Here is a 23,896-nt window from a genome sequence, read left to right as displayed (position 1 = left end):
ATTTTCCAATGCAAAAAATATTTACTAGTACTCAAATATGTTTTCATTTTTACTTTTTTGTTTTGTTTAAGGGTATCTGCGTACACCTACTCTCAAAATTTGCGGGTGACCATGGATGTCAAAAAAATGGAACTTAAAAAAGCGCTTGCTGTACTTGAAAAGAAAAGCAACACCCATTTTTTATATAGCGAAGGGTTATTACCCCAGGCAAAAGAGGTTACTATCAATGTAAAAGACGCTCTTTTTGCTGATGTATTGCAAAGCCTATTAAAAGACACTCAACTGAAATACCAGATTGCAGAAAACGGGCTTGTGGTAATTACATCCAAAAATGGCGAAATAAAGGACATTAAGGTAAAAGGGAAGGTTGTTGATGAAAAGGGCTTGCCCCTGGCCGGTGTAACCGTTAAACAGGAGGGCACAAAGTTTGGAGCTATAACCAATGTAAACGGCGAATATGAACTCACCGTTCCCAATGGTGCCAGGCTTACATTTTCATACATTGGTTTTAGCAGTCAAACTGTCGATGTAAAAGGCACTGCTGATGTGGAAACCATTAATATCGCCCTTAAAGTTAATACCTCAGGCAAACAGCTGAATGAAATTATAGTGGTTGGTTATGGCACGCAAAGTAAAAGGGCTGTAACCGGCTCTATCTCATCAGTAAAATATGATAATTTTAAAGACAGGGCCAATAGCAACGTAACACAGTCATTAGCCGGTGAGTTACCCGGTGTAAGCATCACGCAGGCACAGGGTGCGCCCGGTTCAACACCAATTATCAAGATCCGTGGTACAAGCTCTATTACAGCAGGAACCAATCCGCTGTATGTAGTAGATGGTTTGCCTTTGGAAAATTTCAACTTGAACTATATCAACCCGCAGGATATTGAATCAGTAGATGTATTGAAGGACGCTTCATCAACAGCTATTTATGGTTCAAGGGGCGCAAACGGGGTTGTAATTGTTACCACCAAATTAGGCAAGCCCGGTCAAACTAATGTAAATGCCTCATATGAATATGGCGTACAGGATGTTACCCGAAGGATAGATATGATGAACGCGCAGCAATTTGTACAATATTATGTTGACGCGCACAATAATGCATGGGTTGCTTTAGGAAACGGTCATCAGGCATCGGATCCTAACAGTGCTCGTTCATCAGCTTATAAGATCCCGGAAGACTTTACCACAAACCCCGGGCGGTTTGGCAATGGTACCAATTGGCAAGATGTAATGTTCCGCTCGGCGCCATTACAAAATGCCCAGGTGTCAGTGTCAGGAGGCACCGATAAAACACAGTTCCTATTTTCTGTAGGTTATCTGAATCAGGATGCGGTGCTCGACGCTAATTATTACAAACGGTTGTCATTACGTACCAACATCAAACATAAAATATCTGATCATTTTACTGTGGGTACAAACTTGTCCTTTACCGGGATATTTGACCGCACAGACGGCACAGCAGGTAAAAGTGATGTAGTAAGTCTTGGTTTACAAAGCGATCCTATTTTCCCTGTTTATACCGAAACAGGAAGCTTAGGCTTCAGGGACCCCACCTCCAAGTGGTACCGTTTTATCCCCTACAGTGACCTGATTGAATGGCACCCATATTCCCTTACGCGACAGATTGAGGCCAAAAACAAGTCGTTTAATACGCTTGCAACCGGCTTTTTAGAATATAAGATCATTGATGGATTAAAGTTCCGTACCAGTATCAACGCAAACCTGTACAATAACAGCTATAATTCTTATGCCAATGCGGGCCAGGGTTACGGTTACTCTGCTGTATTACCAGCTCAGGGCGTAGTACGATCGAATTATTCATTAAACTGGCTTACCGAAAACACCATCACCTACGATAAGCAATTTGGCGATCACAGCTTAAGCGCATTAATAGGCTATACCGCCCAGCACGAACGGGATGAATACAGCCAGTTGGTGTCGTCAAATTTCCCTAATGATCTGGTGCATACTTTAAATGCCGGTACTGCAAGTTCAGGAACGTCTACAGCATCGGAGTGGGCTATGGTTTCATACCTGGCCAGGGTAAACTATAATTATAAGGGCAGGTACTTCTTAACCGGCACGGTACGCCGTGATGGCAGCTCAAGGTTTGGGACTAATTCCAAATGGGGATCCTTCCCGTCGGTATCGGCTGGCTGGCTCATATCAGACGAAGATTTTATGAAAAATGCCACACTGTTCAACAACCTGAAGCTAAGGGCAAGTTATGGTGTAGCAGGCAATAATCAAATCCCTAATTATGGCCCTGTAAGTTTATTAACCACCTCAAATTACGTTAGTGGCGGCTCGTTGGCCAGCGGGCTTACAGTTTCCAATATTTCAAACCCAAACCTCAAATGGGAAAAAACAAACCAGTTTAACCTGGGTATTGATATTGGGCTGGTTAAAAACAGGATTAATTTCACTGCAGAGTTTTATAACTCTATCACCAACAACCTGCTTTTAAATGTACCTGTTCCTGATATTACTGGTTTTTCTACACAGCTTACCAACATTGGCAAGGTTAGAAATCGCGGGTTTGAATTTAGCCTAAGCACAAAAAACACGGTTAATGCTTTTAAATGGACAACCGATTTTAACCTTTCATTTAACCGTAACAAAGTATTACAGTTAGGCCCGGGCAACGCACCACTGCTGTTTACAGATTATGTTGTTCAGGTGAAAACGGAGGTGGGGCAGCCTGTATCAAATTTTTATGGATATATTTTTGATGGCGTTTATAAAAACCAGGCACAAATTGACGGTTCGCCGCATGTAACCGGAACCACACCGGGTGAACCTATTGTAAGAGATGTAAATAAGGACGGTAAAATTGATGCCAATGATCAAACCACCATTGGGAACGCACAGGCTAATTTTGCTTCGGGCATAACCAATACTTTTAGTTACAAAGGCATAGAACTTTCTTTTATGTTCCAGGGTTCATTTGGTGGGCAGATCACCAACCAGCTTACCCGTTACCTAGGTATCTGGAATGGCGGCCGCAACGCGTATGCTGGTGTTACAAACTACTGGCGGTCAGAAAGCGATCCCGGCGATGGCGTCCATTTTAAACCATCTATCAGTCCGACTGCTATGGAGCAAAGTTTTTCAAGTTATTGGGTAGAGAGCGCTACCTGGGTACGCCTTAAAAATATCAGGTTATCATACACACTACCTAAAACATGGCTTAAGCATACCCCTGCCAAAGGAGCAAGGATTTATGTAAATGCCGAAAACGTACACTTGTTCAGCAAGTACAAAAACTTCGACCCTGAGAACACTACCTATCCGTCAACAGTTCCATCATCAACACCATCATCGGGAGTGCCTTCAGGTGCATTTTACGGGGTGGATTATGGGTCGTATCCGGTACCACGTGTAATAACTTTTGGAGCTAAGGTTGATTTTTAATTTTAATGATCGTGAAAATGAAAAAGATAAAAAGAATTTTAGCCATCACCTTTGTTTGTGTAATGGCCTGCAGCTGTAAAAAATCATTCCTGGAACTATCGCCCGTTTCCAATGCCAACGCAAATAACTTTTATAAGACCAAAGCCGACTTTGAGGTAGCCATCAACTCCGCTTATGCCACTTTATATGTGATCTACGCGCCTGAGGAGGCGGTGTCATATACGGAAATTATGTCTGACGAGGGTACACTTTATGCTGTAGCTGGCGCGCAGGCCGATAAGTGGGCCATCAGGGATTATACCACTACGGCCAGTAATACATTGATATACCAATATTGGCAGGACTATTATAAAGCGTTATTTAATATTAATAATGTTTTAGATAAGATACAGGCTGCCGGTCTTGATGCCGCCTATACCAACCGTGTAAAAGGTGAGATGATGTTTTTACGCGGCCTTTATTATTATAATATGGTACAACTGTTTGGTGGCGTACCGCTGGTTACCAAAGTGATCAGTACCGAGGAGAGCTATGGTATATTACGATCGCCGGTGGCTGACGTATATACACAAATCGTTTCCGACCTAAAATTCGCGGTTGATAACCTGCCCTTGGCAAACGCTGTTCCGGCCGTCGGGCGCGCGTCAAAAGGAGCTGCAGAAACCGTACTGGGCAAAGTATATTTGTCAATGGGCAATAAAACAGCCGCTACACAGGTATTACAGGATGTTTATAACAGCGGTCAGTATAGTTTGTTGCCGCAATATGCCTCACTATTTGGTGCTAATGTTAAAAACACAAAGGAATCGGTGTTTGAGATACAATACTTGGGTGGTTCGGCAAGTAATCCATACAGCCCTTATTGGACAGCCTTTGCACCGGTTACCAACGGTGTCATTACCAAGTATGGCGGTGGTATTAACCAGGTAACCGATGATCTGTATGATGAATACGAAGCTGGAGATCCTCGCAGGGATGCTTCTATTGAAACCGGGTATACCGATGCTAAAGGGAATTTTGTAAAAATCAAGTTTCCTAAAAAATGGGAAGATCGTACGGCCCCTACAAGTGGCACACAGGAACTGAGCAATAATAACTTTATGGTATTGCGTTATGCCGATGTATTGCTGCTTTTATCAGAAGCTACCGGCGATGCCACTTATTTGAACCAGGTACGTGCACGGGTTGGTTTAGCGGCTTTCGGAAGCCCGGGATATCCTTCTGCCCAATACCCTACGCTTGCATTGGCCATTGAACATGAAAGAAAGGTAGAACTTGCATTAGAATTTCACCGCTTTTTCGATTTAAAGCGAACCGGAAGAGCGTTAACTGTATTAAAAGCAAAAGGAAAGGCCGTAACAGAACAAAGATTGTTATTACCTATACCTCAATATGTTATTACACAAAACAACAAGATAACTCAAAACCCCGGTTACTAATAAACTGTAATTAAAAGCATAAAGGATTAAACCGTGGCTTAATCCTTTATGCTTTTGTAGTTTTCTTAGCTTTTTATCCGCTGCATCAATCTAAACAAAAATTGTGCAGGACCGGTCTGTTATCTACGGTTGTTTTTTATTTACAGTCCACTCAGCCATCTGAAAATCGCGGCTGCCGTTATTTGCTTTAACATTCAGGCGGTAAGATTTATAAGCTACGTTGTTATTAAAATGATATAACTTCCGCTCGAACCGTGAAGCAAATGTTATATTGGTGCGGCTATCCAGCGTAATCCACTTTATACCATCTTCAGAACCTTGAAGGCTCCATGTTTTGGGGTCGCGGTCGGGGCTGTCATTTGCGGAGATAAGCGTATAAGCCCCCGCGACCTGGACGGTGTTAAGTTCAAATTTCATAACCAGGTCCCCCGAAAAACCTGATTGGAAGAACTTAGTATCAGACTTACCGTCTACTACCTTTAATGATCCTTCGCCTGAATTTGGACCATTGCCGTTATCGCGTGAAACGGTAAGCGTTCCGCCTACTGTTAAGAAATAATTTTCTCCTACTTTGGTTTTGTCAAAACTGGGGTCAACCACATTCAACAATACTTCTTTACTAGCCCAGTAACCCTGCGAATTTCTTACAGACAGTACCACATGATAATCGCCTTCATAAGCGTATTTATGGAACGGGGATACTTCAACAGATGTACTGTCGTCACCAAATTGCCAAAGTATCTCTTTTGCATTTTTTACAATACCGGTAAACTGATATTCCAGGAACTTTGCAGTATCGGGCTTAGTATAGGTAAAAGAAGCCATCGGTTTGGGCTCTTCAACCTCAGGTGGTACCGGCTTGTCATCTTTTTTACACCGCATTGTTAACATGGCTATCACACTAAGAACTGACAGTATACTGAATAGCTTTTTCATTGTATAGTTCATTTTACAGTTAATACTAATTTACGGAGCTGGAAATAGTTGAGATTGAGGGACAACACGCCTGCTTATTCCAGATACTTCATATGATAAGATTGCGCGCTGGCCACCAACATTTTCACGATGGTCGGCTTCAATTTTATAGCGTTTACCACGTTCTAAAGTTATTGTTGCTTTACGTCCGGCCTGGTCCCATTGTGTTGTGAAATCATCAATAAGTGCCACACCATTTATAAATAGCCTTGATCCGTCATCCCACTCATCCTGGTAAAAAGTATAATCCCCTCTTACAGGAGCCAGGAATTCACCCGTCCAGCGAGTGGAAAAATTATCATGACTTATAGTAGGCGTAGCTTCCTGCCAAACCCCATCATTCGGCCAGTTAATATTACTCTCTACCCTTACCAGATCGGGTTTCCTGCCGTCAAAATCAAGCTGCTGATTGTTTGAAAAATACTCTGCTTTAAGGCCGGTACCATTTCCAGTTATATATGAGTTATTGTCAAGATTAACGGTTGGCTCAACTAAAATAATGATCTTGCTATTTGTAGGATGTAATACATGTTTGGTAGGCCCGGCCAGACTTAATGCAAACGCGAACCTTTTGTTTGCAATAATATTGGCGTCAAAAACAGGCCACTCAATTAACAACCTTGCCACAACAGAACTTGAATTACTATTAACCCTTACTAAGGTATCAAGATAATACTCATTGGGTTTCAGCATGATCGTATTCTCAGGCAATACCTTGTTTTTTATCAGTGTTGCAATGGTATCAGTATTCAGTTTTATTTTCACATTAAAAGCACCAGCAGGCTGCCCGGCCAGATTAATGGTTAACGGAATGTTAATACCCTGTAACGAGGTGGTGTAATTTTTTTTATAATCAACAGAGAACACATTACTACCGCCGTTCAAAAATGACAGGTAATGTATGTCACTGGCCTTTATTAACTCCACGGTATTCATAACCACCAAAATATTTGCAGACCCTTTTAGCTGGTTGCCTTTACCAGGATCGGTCAGCTTAAAAGCAAAAGCCACACTTTTACCATAATTGCGCTCCAATGCCGCAAGCCTAACCATAGCTATCGCTGTACCATTATCGGCTCCATAAGCTACATTTACAACTGTTGGGTAATCTACAGACCCATCCGGCAATACTATAGTATTTTTTAAAGTACCGTTAGCTATCAACTTTTTTACCGTATCGTTATTAAGGGTTATACCCACCTGGAAAGCTTTGGTAGCCGGCCCGGATAGTGTAATTTTAAAAGGCACTTTTACCGATTCATTACTAACCGAAACATCTCCGGCAACTATGCCGCCGCCAGATATATCCCGGTCGACAGTTTTTAACAGATCCAGACTATCCAGCTTTTCTTGTTTGCAGGAAGCTGCCGCCAGGGTAATAGCCCATAAAAGCACCCAATATATTTTATTTTTCATCTCGAAATAATTTAGTCTGCTATAATTCATTTTATTGATCAATCCACACCCTGCCATCAAGGTTCCAGCTTTGTTTGCTTGCTATTTTAAACCAGTTTATAATCTGCGCCGGTATATCTGCTGTTTGCGGCACTAACGCGGCGAGTGATTCTGTTGGCGGTGAACATATCAGGTCATTAAAATCTTCCCATTTATAATCACCTTTTAACTGAAAATCAAGTGCCTGCGGCCCAACATCTCTTATAAATCCACCTTCGCCATCAGTCGCAGGCCAGTAACCTGCCAGGAAGTTATAATAAGGGTGTCCTTCGTCAATTGACGTTTCGCATGAATAGTTGCCTATTACCGCATCTGGTACATCTGTTTTAAAGAACCTGATATCGGTTATATATACATCGGGGGTGCCGTGCCCTTGTCCGTTAAGAAAACCAAGCTTAAGTGGATTGTTGTTATCCAGACTTCCCGAAGGGGTAAGTTCCAGTTCATTATTAAAAACACCATTGGTATAGGTGCGCACATATCTTTTGCCTGCACGCACTTCCCCTTTTACAGAGATATTCTCCCACCGCCCCTGCTGCAGATCAGCGCCTCGGCATTGATGATAGTCACCATCATTTTTCCCGCGCCATTCAAAATACCAGTATCTGTCTTCCAAATAAATTACCCAGCCAACACTTGGGTGCCCGCCTGACCATTGCTCGCGTTTGCCCAGGATACTTGGCCAAAAAAAGGTGTCAGCATTCTTTTTTACTTTAAGTTCTATTGTAAACTCGGTAGTGTCACCCAAATTAAACACATCGGCCGTATCAATCTCCGCTCTGACCGATTCGCCGGAAAGCCTTACCGTTTTGCCCAAATACCTGTTACCGGTAAAGGGTTTGGCAATAATGCGCTGCCTGTAATTTTGGTTATAATAAATAATAAAGCTGTTTGATGCCGGTTTGCTAAAAACGGTATTGTCATTATCGGTAACCGTATAAGTTCCGCCGCCGCTTGAGCTTATTACAACCAGCCAGTCTTCGTCTTTATAAGTTGAGCGGCTTTTGAGCGCGGTCATTATTTCGCCTACATAAGTATCAAACTTTTCAATAGCACTTTTATACGCTGGTATTGAATTATCATAGCCAGATTTAGCTCCAGCTTCATCAATATCATTAAATTGCCCTACAACAAGTGAGGCTGTGTCTGTTTTAAGATCATTCACTACAGCTGTTTTAACCTCCGCATCCGTGCTATAAAGCTCGCTTACATTAGCCCCTCCGGTAAGGTTATTTTTAAAAACAGCCGATGATGCAAAACTTACTATCTTATTATTGGCCTGTATTTCTTTTATCCTCTTAAAAATAACGGGATAAGTTTGCAGGTTGGCCTTCGAAAAATCGTTACTCAGCACCTGGTGTTTTTCTTTTTTAACACCGGTTAACATATTAGCCCAGTTACTTACATCGGCGGTAGAATCAGGATCACTTAACGCTACCCAGCTATAAATGGAGTGCGGCAGCAGCGCATCAATATTAGGTGTATTGGCGTTTAATACAGAAGCTCCCCTGGCACCATCAACAATTAAATACAATACTTTACGCTTGCCAAATGTCACTGTGGCTGTATCCGTATTTTTATTACCAGGTATTACCTTGCTAAAATCTTTATTGCAGGATATTACAGCTGTTATAACTATGGCAGTTATTATTGAACCTAATAATAACCGATATTCTTTTATGTTACTCATCTTTGTTAATTATAGTTTGAGATCAACTTAAGGTTTATCAACAATTACCCGTATAATATTACTAACCCGCTGGTTATCAAATCGGTAAAAACCACCAATTAATAATAACGCGCGTTTATTGTCTGCCGATTTAGTTTCTATAGCGTCAAGAAGACTACCCAAGAACGGACCTGTAGCATTATAGCCGGCCGCCAGTTTACCTGTTGATGTGAGCACCATAAAACCATTGCGTGTAACGTTGCTGTATTTTTGAAAGCCCCCGCTAACAACGATGAGCCCATCACTTAGCTGGCGTGCGAATGATGCATAGCCTCCTTCCAGCACATCGCAAACAAATGAGTTATCAAAGCTGCCATCATCATTAAGTAATGCTATGCCAGGTGCCGGATGTCCGTTGTATTTCTTAAAGATTCCGGTAATAACATATTTTTTTGTTGCGGCGTTGTAGGTAAGTGATGATATACCATTATCGGCGCCAGAACCGGGATTAAAGGAATTGTCAATATTTCCGTTTGCATCAAGCCTTATAATGCGGCCCGCGGGTTTACCGTCAAAAGTGGTAAAACTGCCAAATACCACCAGCTTTTCAAGTTTATCGGCTTCGGTGTGCATAAATGAACCTATGGGCCCGTTTGCACCAGGTAGCCCCTTGTTTGTACCTGCGTTAAAGCGGAAGGTTTTATCCAGAGAGCCGTCTGTATTTAAACGCATTATCTGGCGTATTTCGGTACTGTCGAGTATTACGGTATCCCTTGTTAAATCATGATTGGGTTTACCATAGGTTCTTTTAACATAATACCTGAAATTACCCGTTGCCAGTATCTTATTTTGTTGTTTATATACGTTGCTTATAAAGTCATTAGCGCCGCCATTAAACTTGGGGAAGTTTTTAATGGTATCTCTGGTGGTATCTGCCTGTGATGGACGTTTAAAGACTTTTATCCCCAAGGTATCAATACTTCCGTTGGTATTCAGGGTAGTAATGTTACTGATGTTTTCGGTACGTTGGTTGTAGCCGCTGAAACCGCCGACTATGACATATTTGCCTCCCATTTCTATGATTCTCGCCAGCGTTCCGTTGGCAGCTTTCCCTGTTCTGAAAGTGCGGTCAAACTCCCCGTCGGCCGATGTTCTTACAATTCTGTTTAATGGGGTTACTATACCTTTATTGTCGTAATTGGTAAACCCGCCTATTACCAGGTTTCTGCCATCAACAAGTTCAAATACCTGGCTTACAAAACCATTAGCCCCCAGGGTTGCCCGGAAAGACGGATCAAATTTGATAAAGCCGGTAACCGTAAATTCTGGACCCAGTATTAATTGATCGCCAATTGCTATGGTGGTAATACCGCTGCTGCCGGCTGCGGGAACCTTAACCTTAATTTGGGTTTCAGTTACCGAAACAATATCGCCGGGCTCACCATTAAACATAAATTTTAGTTTATCTTTAAAAGGAAGCAATCCGGTTGCTTTGAATGTAACCTCGGTACCAGCTACACCGCTTGCAGGTACAGGCACTGTATTACGGCTTAGCTCTGCACCCAATGGCGATTTACCATCAGCATAAGGATCCTCAAAAGTTTTTTGTTCCTTTTTGCAGCTTTGACCGGCCAACGCCCATAATGCAACTAATATTAATATAAGTTTAATTTTTCTCATGATGTAATTTCAATTACCAGTAAATAGTATTGCCAACATTATTCAGACTGATTTAACCCTGTATTATATATTTCAATAAATAGTTCATAGGCGTTAAAACCAAATACAGCTCCATTATATCCCAACGCGTGCACCACCCCATTTTTTGGTTTAATATCTGATGACGCCACATAGTTAGTGAACCAGTTATTATCGGGCTCTGAAATATCAGGTATGTATGAAAGCTGCAACGTACGCGGGCCGAGGTATTTAACGCCGTTGGCCTTATCATACGTTACACCAATGTTCATTACATTGCCGCTATAAGAAAAGTATAAAGCTCCGGGATATATGCTTCTGAGATCAAAGTCGATTTGAGGATAATCTTTAAGCCTGTTAACGCCGGCAAACATGTATCGCTGCAAGTATTTTTTCCATATGAGCGGATTGATATCTGATAGTTTCTTAACGGTATCACGTCCAACCGCAAAAAGAAGCTGGTTTAACGAGTTGGAGGTGTTTACATCACCAATCGTGTTTTTTATAACCCCATCATCAGGTGCAAAAAATGTAAAATCGTCCTTATGGAATGTTTCTTCGAGGCCGGCCAGCTTCACGATCTGTGCTATGGTATCAAACCTTACAGCCTTTGTTTCCAAATACTGCATCATATCACCATCAAAGTTGGGATTGGCCTTGCCGCCGTCAATATAATATTTGTCACGCTTGCAGGCGCTTATCACCAGCAATAAGGACGAACAAATGATAACCAGGTTTCTTATATTTTTCATAATCATTCAAATGGATGTTAATTAGTTACCCCCGTTTACCCAATAGGCATTTAAAGTCATGAACGGATTATTATTTAGCGCGTTACTGCTTATTGGCCATGTCCAGGCGCCCCGGTTAAACTTGTCAAGCGTTAATACATTATATGACCATGTACTGCTTAGTATGCGGTGCGTACGTACCAGATCAAAATAATGATGACCCTCGCCCATTAGCTCACGCGATCTTTCCAGAAAAATAAAGTCTTTCAGTTCCTGCCCGCCGCCGCCGGTATACCGGGAGGCTTCGGCCCTGTCCCTTACTTTGTTCAGTAATGCGATAGATTCATCGTCACGGCCCAATTCGGCCAATGCTTCGGCGCATAACAGTATTTCGCCGGCGTACCTGAATATCATGAAAGTATTGTCCGGGTTATTATCCTCTTCGCCGGTTGAGAAAGAATTTTGCGCGAACTTGAGCATCATGAATTTTCCATTGTCGGCGTATATATCCTCATTAAACCATGCCGTAGCCCTTTTATCAGCAGTACCCGGATATAGCTTCTGCATGTATTCGCCGCGATAGTATGCAAAACTTATCCGGTGGGTATATTCGGGCCGTTTGTATGGATAATGCAAAAACATATCAGATACCGGTGCAACGTTCAGGTTCTGGTCCCCATAATTCACGCTGCGATAAAATTCAAATAAGCTTTCTTCTGAACGGCCTTTTATAACCGTTGCCCACTCTGAAATAGGTAAAAGCCGGTAGGCATTGCTATTAACCAGTTCGCGCCCCAGATCGGCGGTTTCATCAAAATATTTTGTAGCGTTGGCCTTGTCGAAACCAGCGTTCCACATATTCATATTCATCATGAGCGCTATGATACTGCCACGGGTTGCGCGCACGCCCCTAAGTGCCGGATCTGAATAAGTCCATGGCAGATAATCCTTATAGATGCTCAAATCGGCTATACATTTATTAAATACCGACACCATATTTTCGCGCGGCAGTGGCTTTGATTGAAATGCTGATATATAATAAGGAACATCGCCATACAGATGTACCATAAAGTAATAAGATAATGACCGGATAAAGGCCGCTTCGGCTTTGTATTGTTTAACCTTAACATCGGTAAGGCCAGGTATGCCTTCATCAAGTTTTGAGATCAAGATATTGGCGCTCTGTATTACCTGATAATACCCTGTCCAATCGGTTACTTTATAAAAATTATAGAAACTCCACGGCCGGCTGCCATCAAGCAATGTCAGCAAATCATTACGGCCCAGTACTTCAACAAACTCACGGGCTGTACCCAAATCTGCCTGGGCTTCATGCAACACCTCGCCCGAACGATATTCGCCGGTTGCCCCTATATAGTGTGTTTCATTAACCTTTTCGAACAATTTTCTCGACATATCATACACGTTGGCTATAACATCATCTTCAGATTTATAAAAGTTATTGCCGGTAAGCTTGTCAATAGGTTGTATGTTCAGGAATTTCTTGCACGCAGGTAAACATAAACTCCCTGCTATTGCCAAAATGTAAATGACAGTTTTTTTCATGATACTGGTTTTAATTACCTGTGTTAAGCTCAATGTTTAATCCTAAATTATAGGTACGCGGTACCGGATAACCGCTCGATACATCACGACCAAGGCTGGTTACGTTTTCGGGGTTAGGACCGCTGTAGCCCGATATGGTAACCAGGTTGTTGGTTGAAAAATATACACGTACGTTATTAAATCCGAACCGCCTGACAAAGTTGCGATCAAACATGTATGAGAAGGTCACGTTATTAATTTTAAGGTAAGATCCTTCTTCGGCCCATAAGGTTTGGTCGGCCCGCAGGGGCTGTATCTGACCATACCGGGCGTAATCATACGGGGTTGGGTATTTGGTATTATCGCCTTGCTGGCGCCATATATCGAGGTTATTTAATGGCACTACAGCCTGCTGCGCATACGGATCGCGCATAATGGCAAAACGGTCAGCAAGTGCATTGTTTAAAATGGTTCTTTTAGCAGTAAAAGTGGCATAAATATTTAGCCCGAATTTTTTGTATATGATGTTTGTAGAAAGACCACCGGTTATAAGCGGCTGCGAATTGCCCGCTATTTCATAGTCCCTACTGTCCAAAACATAATCGCCGTTAACATCTTTGAATTTGGGATCGCCCCCCAGGAACGGGATACCGTTAGTTTGATATCTTTTGCCGGTAACCGGGTCAACCGGAACATCCCCATCGCGTGAGAACACACCCTGGTTTATCAGCAAAAAGTTTGATAATGTATTACGGCCTACACGAAATACCACGTGTTGCTTATAAGGGCTGTCATCAAACCTAATATACTGGCCATTATATTCGGCAGGGAGCTTTAACAGCACATCACGATTAATTGCGCCGTTTGCCGATACCGTCCAGGTAAAGTCTTTTGTTGCTACTACCCTTCCGGTTATCATTAACTCATAACCATAGTTGGCAATGCCCACATCATTACTGGTGATACGTAAAAACCCGGTTGAATTTGCAAGATACCTGTCAAACAACTCGTTATCAACCTTTTTGTAATAGGTATCAAAGTTTATGGTAAGCTTATCATTCCAGAAACCGAAATCAAAACCCAGGTTATATTGTGTTGTGGTTTTTGGTTTTAGCGAAGGGTTGGGTATAAAATCATAATTTATACCAATAGTTGGGTTATTATTAAAATTACCGTTAAGGTCATATATACCATATATACTTTTTAAGCTGCCCGTCGGAACTATGTTTTGCCCCCAGGTTAGCCTTAAGCTGCCGTATGATAGCCAGCTTTTCTTTTCAAACCAGTTCTCTTTATTGAAGTTCCATCTTAAACCAACGGATGGGTTTTTAGAGTATGGATTTTCCAAACCATTTGATGATGTGCCATCAAGACGGTAAGAAAGCTCAGCCACATACTTCTTCTTAAAATCATAGGTAAATGAACCCGCGAATGAAGCGATGGTGGCATTTTTGTAATTTGAGAGTACCCCACCACCCCGTGAATTGTAAGAATCAAACCCTAATGGACCCTGTAATTGGTCGTTAGGTGTTCTTTCCTGCCTTGTTATACCGGCTTGTGCACCCTGTTTATATATCTCATTAAACGTATTGATGAAGATATTGTGGTTGTCGGCAAATGTTTTTGAATAGGTTAAATTGTTACGGTTGTACAACGTAAAGTTTCGTCCCACATAATCATATACCTTGGCAAATTGTCCGTTGGCCGCCGCAGGCGTAAAAGTTGATTCCCCATCTGAGGTATAATCATAACTTATACTTGAAGACAAAGCAAGGCCAGGTATAAATTCATATCGCCCGTCAACATTGGCACGGATGTTTCTTGAGCTGTTATCGTTAAGCGTTTTAAGCGCCGAAACAGTACCACCAGATGCCTGATAAAATGACGGAGGCGGTAACAGGGTTGATGCCTGGCCATTGGTGGCCACACCTTGCTGCAGTAAACCTACACCATCGCCTTTTTGTTGTTTGCCCAGTGAGCCATATATTGAACCAAAAAACCTGAATTTATCATTTGGCTTAAACTCCATATTCATACTCAGGTTGTACCTGTCAAAACCGGTGTTCTTGATCACACCCTTTTCCGAGTACAAACCCATATTGGCCTTATAATTAAACCGCTGGTCGCCCCCGTCTAAAGCAAGGTTATGTGTTTGATTATAGGTGGTTGTATAAAATATAGACTGCCAATCGGTTGAGTTATTCCAGTAAGCATTCAAACTGTCAGACAAAAACGGAGTTTGGTCTATCTTACGGATATCACTTATATTTTGGGCATTCAGTAATATCTGCTGGATTTTTGCCCTGCGTTCTGAATTACCGCCAAGCGTTTCGCGCAGTTTGGGCGGCGCGTTCACAAAGAAATTGGTTGTATACCTTACACGAGGTATTTTGGAATTGCCGCGCTTGGTGGTAATAATAATTACACCATATGCACCCCTTGAACCATACATTGCGGTTGCCTGCGCATCCTTTAATACCTGTATACTTTCTACATCTTCCTGCGGGATAAGTGAGAGCGGGCTAATTCCCGGACCCTGTGTTTGAAAACCAAATTCGGCTGCTTTATCAGCGTCTAACGGCACACCATCAATAATATATAACGGAGATGTGGGCTGCAGGAATGATTCGCTGCCGCTGCCGCTTACACTTAATGTAGACAGACCACGTATTTGAACCGAGCCCCTGAAACCTGGTGCGCCGGTATTATTCTGAATATTTAAACCGGCAACTTTACCCTGTAATAACTGCTCAACGTTTGATACCGGAACATCCTGTATTTCTTTACCTGAAATTGTTGCTACAGCGCCCGCAGTAGTTTCTTTATCCCTTTTTTGGTATGCAACAATAATAACTTCCTTCAGGGCTTTCTGGTCTTCGCTCATGATAACTATCATGTTCTTTTGCCCGGGTTTAACCACCTCCCGTTGTGATATATAACCTATAAAACTAAATACAAGAGTTGAGTTGGCTGGCACAGTAACTGTAAAATGCCCGTCTACACCTGATTGTATAAGTGCTTTAAATGGTTTTTCTAAATTGATGGTTACTCCCGGGAATGCAGATTTTGTAGTTTTATCGATGATAGTTCCACTAACGGTAACATTTTGTGTTTGTGCCTTTAACTGCTTGAAACTGATAAGGCAAACAACAAGCGCCGTATAAAAAAGTATATTTCTTCTCATTATGATTGCTTTAAGAATTACCTAATCGTTCTGAAATTTTGGATTATCTTTTTTGAAATGAAATACTATTTCCCAGTCGCCTTTTTTGTATATGGCGAAGTCAATACCGAAGGTTGCCACTACCCTGCCGCCACCAAATCCTATCCTTGAATATTTTAATTCTGCGTGGGCCCTTGAGCCACCAGGCGCGTATGCCGTTGGTACCTCAACAAGCGGAATAGGATAGGCTACGTCATACTGTACATATTCAGTAGTTTTTTGCATGTTAAAACCATGCACAAGCTTATCCCATTTGGTTTCATTAAAGGCGGCCGGGTTTATAGCAACAGAATCTTTATTTAAAACTTTAAACCTTAATGAATGGCCGTTACCACCAGTAAATGGGCGGATATATACAATTACATCGTTCTCATCATCATTAGTTCCAAGATTCACATCTGTGGCATCTCCTATTACGTTGCTCATGAATGGTCTGATGTAATCGCGGGTATTAGGATTATTAGGAAAATCCGGATCAGGAGCCGGTCCGCCTGTATACAAATTCATATCATTTGACGGTTCGTAGGGACGTTCGCGCCATGGCCGCACCTGTAGATCCTTGATTACTGTTTGACCGCCACTATTTGTTATTTTAAGATCAAAATACCTGGTATCCTGCGGAAAATTGGTACTATCAGCAGGCCTTGGTTTTATCAAACTATTGTTTGCTGAAGCCCACATGATGAACTCGCCGGATGAGCGTATTTCAAAAAGCGCATGCTCCTCTAACTTACGCTTGGCTTCAATTTCTTCCAGGCTTTTTTCGAGGCCGTTATAGGCTGTTGTCCACACATATGTAGGAGCTTTTTGAAAAAGGTCTGTCACCGGGCGGCCATCGCCAAAACGCGCGTTTACAATTTCAAACTTCATGGGCATGGTAGAGTTATCGGCGTTAAACCCTCCCATTAAATTAGTACGACCCAATATTGGTTCAAATATTTTGTTGCTGAAATTTATGTTATTACTTAAATAGTCTTTCTCCTTAGGCAGATCGAATATTTTTCTACAGCCGCCCGTAATAAGCGCGGCAAACAAGAGGAAGATAAATTCTTTTCTGATGGTTGGTTTCATCTGTTCAAATAGTTTAAATTTTTTAAATTCCATTCTTATTTCGCTTTATTAATAGTCCATTCAGCTAACTGAAAGAGGCCGCCATCCCTGAGTTCTGTTATGTCTACCCGGTAAAATTTATAGGCTACGGTATTAGGGCACCTGAATACTTTTGTCTGATATCTTTCTTCAAAGAAGAAATTACTCCGCCTGTCAAGCTCAACCCACTTTGAACCATCCATTGAACCTTCAAATGTCCAGGCACGCGGGTCGCGCTCGGGGGCATCATTGGCCGATGTAAGCGTATACACTCCGGATACTTCAGGCGTATTCAGTTCAAAGGTCATCCATAGGCGCCCCTGCAGATCGGCCAGAAATTTGGTATGATCATCGCCGTCAATTACCTTTTTAGAACCCTCGCCGTTATCAGGGCCGCCGTTGTTATCACGCAATACAGTAAGCTTGCCGCCAATAAGTGTCATTAAGTTTGGTGGTGGCGGCACAAAGGTTAAACGTGGTACAAATTCATCGAACCCAAAGATGTGTGATGGGCTCACCACATGCACTATTCCGTTCGCTGTTTGTATATTGTTTGACCCTGTTGTGGTGGTTGACCAAAACCTGATGAACTTGCTTCTTTTTGTATTGCTGAATTCAATGACTTCCGGACCTCCTCCTACATATCCTGATGCGGATGAATGCACTACTTTAGCGTGCATTGGGTAACCAAAACGTACACTCTTCAGATCCAGCCCGTCTTGCAGTTTTAATGAATCCGACGGAAGTTTGCCGCGAATAATGTAGTACGATGTCATGGTATCCAGGTGCACCCCGTCAATATTCGACAGGAAAAGCGGATCTTTGTCTGATTGCCTCCTTAACGTATTAAGGTTAGTAACCGCAAGCTGAAAACTTGGGTTGGTAACCGCAAACAACGTAACATTACTATCAGTAAGCGTTTGTTTAAGCCCCATCCTGTCAACCACGGCCAGCAGTGAATCATATACACCTGGCTTGCTTTTTAAATACTCATAAGTATTCCCTTTGAATTTTTTGTCAGTTTCAACATTATTATGGAAACCACCATCCTTATTACAGGCAGATTGTGCAAGAGCCAGTATCAATAAAAGCTTTAGTGTTCTTCGGTGTCTTATTGGATTTTTCATAATTGATTCGGCTTATTTCCAGTAAGGGTTTTGGGTTAATAAGTTATTCTGAGCAATTAACTTGCGTGATACGGGCCAATAAATTCCGCCAGAATTGATCAGGCTTAAAAAGCCCGGGTTGTTTTGTTTTATCTTATTGTATCGTATTTTATCGAACCAGCGCTGTCCCTCGCCCAGCAATTCCCGGTGCCTTTCTTCAAATATGAGGTCGATGGTTTCTTTACCGCTATTAAGCAGGGTTATTATATCTATACCTCTGCGGCTCGTCACCTGCTGCAGCTCGTCTATTGCTCCGCTCTGATCTCCTAATACCGACAACGCTTCGGCACGCAAAAGCACAACATCTTCAAGCCTTGTGAAAATAAGCGCGCTGGTAAAATACCTGAAGTTAGGGTCGTTACCGCCGCCCTGTATTACTTTTATCTTACTAAAAATGGGATACTTACCATTAAAATTGGTAAAATACCGCTCTGTACGGGGTTTCCCCAGAGTATCAATATTGAAACGCTGGTCATTAAGCACAGTAAAATAAGCCAGGATGGAATCCTTAGGCAGATATATATCCGGAACGCTTTTGGTTACCACAGGCTGGGCCAGTGTAAGCTCTTCAATGTGCCCGGTAGTTGAGCCGTCAATATGCCCCCAGTCTGAATTAAAGCCAAACATTTGCCTGGTATTCTTATTAAAGAAAAACCCATTTGAGTTTGTAAGGTCCTCTGTACTTGTAAAACCGCCTCCGCTTTTGCTGTAATTGTCTTCAACAAATTTGGCATAGGTAGATACCTCTGTATAATTACCCTCCCAGGCTGCTACGTGAGCCAATACCGCGTAAGCTGTATTTTTTGTGGCCAAAGCACCACCCCATCTTGTTGCATCTTCGTTATAATAGTTGCTTGGCTGTTGTATGTCGCCACCGCTATACACATAAGGCATATCGCTGGCGGCTTTCAGCATCTCCTGCTTAACCCATGATAAAATTTTACCCTGATTTTCGCGCGGTTTATTCTCAAACTGCCCATCGTGTGATGCAGTGATGAACGGCACATCGCCCCAGATCCTCACCATATAGAAATAAGCAAATGCCCTTAAAAACCGGGCTTGTGCCATGTCAACCAGCATATTGTTTTCTGTATACCGCTTGTCGGCGGCCCTTACATCGGCGGCATGTTCTAAAAAAATATTGGCGGCGTTAATTACGGCGTAAAACCTGGTCCAGTTACTTAGTGCCTCAATAGTTGGATAAGAAGCATTTAAATCATTTTTTATGATTGCTTTCAGATCCTGCCTGTTGGGGCTCATAAATTCGCCGGCCCTTACCTCGCCATAAAGCCAGTGACAATTGTTATCAGACAACGCGGCGCGGGTTAATGCATAAACTCCCATAAGGCCGGCACGGCTATCTTCAAGTGTATTCCACATGTTTTTTTCGCCCACAACCCTTACCGAATCTACATCTAAGGTCTTGTTGCACCCGGTATTTACAACCAATGCCAACAGGAGTATGTATAGTATCTTTTTCATTTTGTTTATCAAAAGATTTTAGTAGTTGCAATCATTAAAATTCCATTTTAACACCCAATGTATACGTGCGTGGTATTGGCTGCCCATAGCCGGTATCATAGCCAGTGTAGGTTACCAGCTCGGGATCCTGCCCGGTGTATGGCGTTATGGTGAACGCGTTGTTAACCGCGCCATAAACATATAATTTGTTCAGCCTGATCTTTTTTAACTTTAATGCCTGTGTAAAATCGTACCCGAGCGATATGCTGCGCACTTTTACAAATGATGCGTTTTCCAGAAACAGATCCTGATCAACCCGGTAAGGTATCACCGTACTCCAGGGATTGTATAATGGATATTTGTTATAGTCGCCTCTTTTTTCCCAATAGGTGATCTCTTTTACCGAGTTAACATCGCTGTTGCCTTCCCTGTTAATAAAATCAAACCGGTTAGCCATCTCCTGGTTAATAAGGTCGCGGCCCAGATTAAAGTAAAGGCTAAGGCCCAGGTTCCATTTTCCGTATTTAAAATCGTTATCAAACCCACCTGAAAAAACCGGAAGCGAATGGCCTTTTAACACTTTATCATTATTATCAATTGCGTTATCGCCATTGATATCCTGCCAGCGAGGGTCGCCGGCCTGCATTGCTATACCATTGTATTTTATAGGCTGACCGTTTACAACGGGCACTTCGGCCTGTGAGCTATAGATACCCTGGTTAACCAGTAACCAGTATTGGTCAACCGCTTCGCCAACTTTCAAATACCTGTCGCCGATGACAATTTCTTTTAACCCTCTTGGCAAAGCTTTTAAGCGGTTCTTATTATAATTAATGTTGAAGGTTGATGTCCATCCGAAATTTTTCGATTTGAACACGTCGGCTCTGATGGTCAGATCAACACCGCTGTTTTGTACAGACATGCCGCTTTCAATTGATTGCTTATACCCATATTCCGCATAGGCAGGGATACCAAGCAGCAGGTTCTTTTCTGTTTTGGTGTAGTAATCTATCGAAAAATGTAAACGGTTATTGAGCAGGCCAGCATCAACACCCACATCTATCTGATTAGAGTATGACCATGGAATACCGTAACCAACCCAGCCATATGAGTACGGCCTGGTAAGCACGCTAAAAGCATTGTACCCCGGAACAGTTAAATTGCCGGTGTACCCAACTGAGGCTGTATATTGCGGCCCCTGGGCGTAATTATCATACGCGTTTAAACGGCCCATACGACCAACGCTTGCTCTTAAAACCAGGTCATTTACCTTAGTAGCATCAGCCAGGAACTCATTTTTAAGGCTCCAGGCCGCAGCAATTATCGGCGAATAAAACCAACGGCTTGTTGGCTGGGCATTTGAAGACCCATCGGCACGCATAGTAGCCGACAGCGTGTATTTGCTGTTAAACGTGTAATCGGCCTTTCCGTAAAATGACACCAGATTATCCTTCATTTTATCCAGGAAACGATAAGTTAACTCCCTGGGGAAAGCTACCGGGTTTAGGTAATTAGGATTGTCATTGCCATTTGGCAATTTAGGGTCAGAATCAAGCAGGTTGATCTTTATATAGTCATTAACCCCTTTATAAGCATAGGCATTGTTATATTTATAGGTATCCCATTGTGTTGACTGGCCGACTTCAAAATGAAAATCATGCAGCTTATTAAATATCACATCATAGGTTGCCTTGTTATTAATCATTACACGTTGATTATAACCATAGTAGTTTGAAGCGTAGCTGTTACCCTGCAACAAAGTGCGGGCATAAAATACATCGCGATACCCTTCATTATAATCAACCAGGAAAGTTGAACTGATGTTGAATTTTCCAAGCTCAATGGCCAGCCTGCCATAACCCTGAATGAGATTGGTTTTGTTATCATCAAATCCTTTTTTATACTGATCAAGGTATTCGCCGTAATAATCTTTATTAGGAGCAGGCGGCGCGCTTAGGTCAGGGAAATAATTAATTTGGGCAAATCTGTCGCGCAGGGTTTTATTTCTCTGGCGTTCCAAACGGTTGGCATTAACCATAGCCGAGAAAACCAGCCATTTCAGGGGCTTCATGTTGATATTGAACATAGCGCTGTAGCGGTTAATACCGGTTTGGTCTGCAACACCTTCATTTTTAAGGTTACCCAATGAAAAGCGAAAGTTGGCTTTATTTGTGCCGCCTGAAATACCAAAGTTTATACCGTACACCAAAGCATTACGGTAATAAAGATCAGACCAGTCTGACTTTCCACTGTATGCGTTATTCAGCGAATCGCTTAGGTAGATGGGATAATTTTCGTCGTCTGAGTACCGGCCGTTCGTGGTGTACAAATCATAAAAACGTTGTCTGAAAGCGTTTTCATACCTGCCATTAATGGTGGTAACACCGGGTCTTTGCGCCAGGCCTATATAGGAGTTAAAAGTGATACTCCTCGCATTTAATGGCGATTTGGAAGTTAACACAATTACGCCATTTACCGCGCGTGGACCGTATATGGCTGAGGCTGCAAGATCTTTCAATACCTCAACCGAGGCAATATTGTTCATATCAATACCAGCGTATATGTTTGTGGCAGGCCCTATCCTGTTAAAATCATATTGCTGTATATCAAAAGCAAATGGATGTTCGGTTATTAAAGGTATACCATCTAAAACAACCAGGGGCTGCGACTGATATAATTCCTTACGGCTAAGCAATGGCATAGGCGCGCCCCGTATAAACATATTTTGTATTGTACCAGGTTCGCCGGACGGCTCCTGAATATACAAACCGGCAGATTTACCTTTTAACAATTGTTGAAGCGAAACGCCTGGAAACAAAGCCAACCCGGCCGGGTCATTGTTAACGCTATCAGCAAGTCGGTTGTATACAGTATGCCTCTTAACAATATTAATACTGTCTTTTAACACCGAATCTTTAACCGCGGCATCACGTTTGTTTCCGGTATCCGGATAATAGGTTAACCAGTTCAGGTTGCTTCTCTTCCCCTCATTTCCCTTCGCCAGGCCAGAAGATGTATTTATAATTATTAAATTAAAAATAATAAAGCACGGCCATAAGTATCGCATAATTAATCGATCTTTAGTTTGTGTTAAATAAAAAAGGTTGCTTACAGGATTATAATGTCACAAAACAGCATGGCTATTCAATGTCAAAAATAAAATCCTTCAGATGGTGATATAGGTCAGTTTTTTGTTCATACTAATAGTTTAAGCAGGTTAATATAAGTAGTCAAAAAAAGTCAATAAATAGCTAATAGTAAGCAAATTATGCTACAATTAACACATATTTTTTGAGCAGATTTTTTTCAAAGATATTTTCGTCATCAAAGCAGTGTAACCGCCTTAATGCCCAAAAAGTTGATCCTTAAATGATGGTGTGGTGTAATTTTTTATTCATACTAAATAATTTTAAACAGGTTATGTACGTAGTTGAAACAAGTTAAATAAACGGCTAACAACTCAACCGTTTAAGCTATTGATAATTAGTGATCTATAGTTGGTTAAAACAAATATATATGAACTGAAATGATTTAGCAAGGTTTATTGCTTATCCAATAATTTTTAATTTTTTTTTAATAAAACGTTTTACTTAATAACATTTCTCCAATAAAAACGTTTTACCATTATGATTATTTTAATAATTAATACAAATCACTGATTTGGCACCCGCAGTTTTAGAGCTGTAAATAATACTTTTATAATATTTCGGCCCACCAAAAACGCAGATAAAATGTAATCCTCACAGTTCTGTAAAATCTTTGTTATTATTTACCATTAAATATTCAGCCGAAATTAGGAGTCCTGTACACGAGGTGTATAACGAGCCAAAAACATGGGCTTGGGCCAGCTTTAATGTCATTGACCAAAGGGAGTAGACAAAATTACTTAAAAAGCACTACACGAATGGTTTACCACTAAACATATAACTACATCAAATCAGGTGCAATTTAATTGTACGCCTGCGATTTTATATGCGGGTATAAAAATCCATTAAACTTCATAAATGTTTTAAACTCGTATTGTT

13 protein-coding genes are annotated in these 23,896 nt (G+C 41.8%); 2 read left to right on the top strand and 11 right to left on the bottom strand.

Annotation, left to right across the window (positions count from 1 at the left end; genetic code table 11):
* Positions 1 to 126 precede the first annotated feature (126 nt).
* Positions 127 to 3,420, top strand: coding sequence for a TonB-dependent receptor (locus J2W55_RS04245; RefSeq protein WP_310092330.1), 3,294 nt, complete (start codon positions 127 to 129; stop codon positions 3,418 to 3,420).
* A gap of 17 nt (positions 3,421 to 3,437) precedes the next feature.
* Positions 3,438 to 4,859 (top strand): RagB/SusD family nutrient uptake outer membrane protein, encoded by a 1,422-nt coding sequence (locus J2W55_RS04240; RefSeq protein ID WP_310092329.1) that lies wholly within the window; start codon positions 3,438 to 3,440, stop codon positions 4,857 to 4,859.
* 123 nt (positions 4,860 to 4,982) lie between these two features.
* On the opposite strand, the gene J2W55_RS04235 is transcribed toward J2W55_RS04240, so the two are convergent.
* The 11 genes from J2W55_RS04235 to J2W55_RS04185 are packed head-to-tail and all read right to left on the bottom strand — an operon-like array spanning position 4,983 to position 22,938.
* Positions 4,983 to 5,795: a PKD domain-containing protein gene (locus J2W55_RS04235; protein ID WP_310092326.1), complete on the bottom strand. Its 813-nt coding sequence runs from the start codon at positions 5,793 to 5,795 to the stop codon at positions 4,983 to 4,985.
* 30 nt (positions 5,796 to 5,825) lie between these two features.
* Complete coding sequence (locus J2W55_RS04230; protein ID WP_310092323.1) at positions 5,826 to 7,250, bottom strand: PA14 domain-containing protein; 1,425 nt, start codon at positions 7,248 to 7,250, stop codon at positions 5,826 to 5,828.
* Positions 7,251 to 7,281: 31 nt separating this feature from the next.
* Positions 7,282 to 8,979: an alkaline phosphatase family protein gene (locus J2W55_RS04225; protein WP_310092321.1), complete on the bottom strand. Its 1,698-nt coding sequence runs from the start codon at positions 8,977 to 8,979 to the stop codon at positions 7,282 to 7,284.
* 27 nt (positions 8,980 to 9,006) lie between these two features.
* Positions 9,007 to 10,638, bottom strand: a complete 1,632-nt coding sequence (locus J2W55_RS04220) for a DUF5008 domain-containing protein (RefSeq protein WP_310092319.1) — start codon at positions 10,636 to 10,638, stop codon at positions 9,007 to 9,009.
* Positions 10,639 to 10,676: 38 nt separating this feature from the next.
* Positions 10,677 to 11,408, bottom strand: coding sequence for a hypothetical protein (locus J2W55_RS04215; RefSeq protein WP_310092317.1), 732 nt, complete (start codon positions 11,406 to 11,408; stop codon positions 10,677 to 10,679).
* A gap of 21 nt (positions 11,409 to 11,429) precedes the next feature.
* On the bottom strand, positions 11,430 to 12,953 hold the full coding sequence (locus J2W55_RS04210; RefSeq protein WP_310092316.1) for a RagB/SusD family nutrient uptake outer membrane protein: 1,524 nt from the start codon (positions 12,951 to 12,953) through the stop codon (positions 11,430 to 11,432).
* 10 nt (positions 12,954 to 12,963) lie between these two features.
* Positions 12,964 to 16,116 carry a SusC/RagA family TonB-linked outer membrane protein gene (locus J2W55_RS04205; protein WP_310092314.1) on the bottom strand — a complete coding sequence of 1,051 codons (3,153 nt, stop codon included), beginning with the start codon at positions 16,114 to 16,116 and terminating at the stop codon, positions 12,964 to 12,966.
* 21 nt (positions 16,117 to 16,137) lie between these two features.
* On the bottom strand, positions 16,138 to 17,259 hold the full coding sequence (locus tag J2W55_RS04200; RefSeq protein WP_310092312.1) for a DUF5007 domain-containing protein: 1,122 nt from the start codon (positions 17,257 to 17,259) through the stop codon (positions 16,138 to 16,140).
* Positions 17,260 to 17,261: 2 nt separating this feature from the next.
* On the bottom strand, positions 17,262 to 18,371 hold the full coding sequence (locus tag J2W55_RS04195) for a fasciclin domain-containing protein (RefSeq protein ID WP_310092310.1): 1,110 nt from the start codon (positions 18,369 to 18,371) through the stop codon (positions 17,262 to 17,264).
* Positions 18,372 to 18,383: 12 nt separating this feature from the next.
* Entirely contained in the window at positions 18,384 to 19,892 is a 1,509-nt protein-coding gene (locus tag J2W55_RS04190; RefSeq protein WP_310092308.1) for a RagB/SusD family nutrient uptake outer membrane protein, read from the bottom strand.
* A 34-nt stretch (positions 19,893 to 19,926) separates the two neighbouring features.
* On the bottom strand, positions 19,927 to 22,938 hold the full coding sequence (locus tag J2W55_RS04185; protein WP_310092306.1) for a SusC/RagA family TonB-linked outer membrane protein: 3,012 nt from the start codon (positions 22,936 to 22,938) through the stop codon (positions 19,927 to 19,929).
* Between the last annotated feature and the right edge of the window lie 958 nt (positions 22,939 to 23,896).

This window comes from Mucilaginibacter pocheonensis, from assembly GCF_031456535.1.
GTDB lineage: Bacteria > Bacteroidota > Bacteroidia > Sphingobacteriales > Sphingobacteriaceae > Mucilaginibacter > Mucilaginibacter pocheonensis.
The sequence above is the reverse complement of the archived record's forward strand: the minus strand, read 5'-3'. Positions and strand labels throughout refer to the sequence as shown.

Bases quoted from the DNA above. Each gene is read 5' to 3' on its own strand.
- J2W55_RS04245 (WP_310092330.1), top strand. From the start codon at position 127: ATGGAACTTAAAAAAGCGCTTGCTGTACTTGAAAAGAAAAGCAACACC.
- J2W55_RS04185 (WP_310092306.1), bottom strand. From the start codon at position 22,938: ATGCGATACTTATGGCCGTGCTTTATTATTTTTAATTTAATAATTATA.
- J2W55_RS04215 (WP_310092317.1), bottom strand. From the start codon at position 11,408: ATGAAAAATATAAGAAACCTGGTTATCATTTGTTCGTCCTTATTGCTG.
- J2W55_RS04220 (WP_310092319.1), bottom strand. From the start codon at position 10,638: ATGAGAAAAATTAAACTTATATTAATATTAGTTGCATTATGGGCGTTG.
- J2W55_RS04240 (WP_310092329.1), top strand. From the start codon at position 3,438: ATGAAAAAGATAAAAAGAATTTTAGCCATCACCTTTGTTTGTGTAATG.
- J2W55_RS04235 (WP_310092326.1), bottom strand. From the start codon at position 5,795: ATGAAAAAGCTATTCAGTATACTGTCAGTTCTTAGTGTGATAGCCATG.
- J2W55_RS04190 (WP_310092308.1), bottom strand. From the start codon at position 19,892: ATGAAAAAGATACTATACATACTCCTGTTGGCATTGGTTGTAAATACC.
- J2W55_RS04205 (WP_310092314.1), bottom strand. From the start codon at position 16,116: ATGAGAAGAAATATACTTTTTTATACGGCGCTTGTTGTTTGCCTTATC.
- J2W55_RS04230 (WP_310092323.1), bottom strand. From the start codon at position 7,250: ATGAAAAATAAAATATATTGGGTGCTTTTATGGGCTATTACCCTGGCG.
- J2W55_RS04225 (WP_310092321.1), bottom strand. From the start codon at position 8,979: ATGAGTAACATAAAAGAATATCGGTTATTATTAGGTTCAATAATAACT.
- J2W55_RS04195 (WP_310092310.1), bottom strand. From the start codon at position 18,371: ATGAAAAATCCAATAAGACACCGAAGAACACTAAAGCTTTTATTGATA.
- J2W55_RS04200 (WP_310092312.1), bottom strand. From the start codon at position 17,259: ATGGAATTTAAAAAATTTAAACTATTTGAACAGATGAAACCAACCATC.
- J2W55_RS04210 (WP_310092316.1), bottom strand. From the start codon at position 12,953: ATGAAAAAAACTGTCATTTACATTTTGGCAATAGCAGGGAGTTTATGT.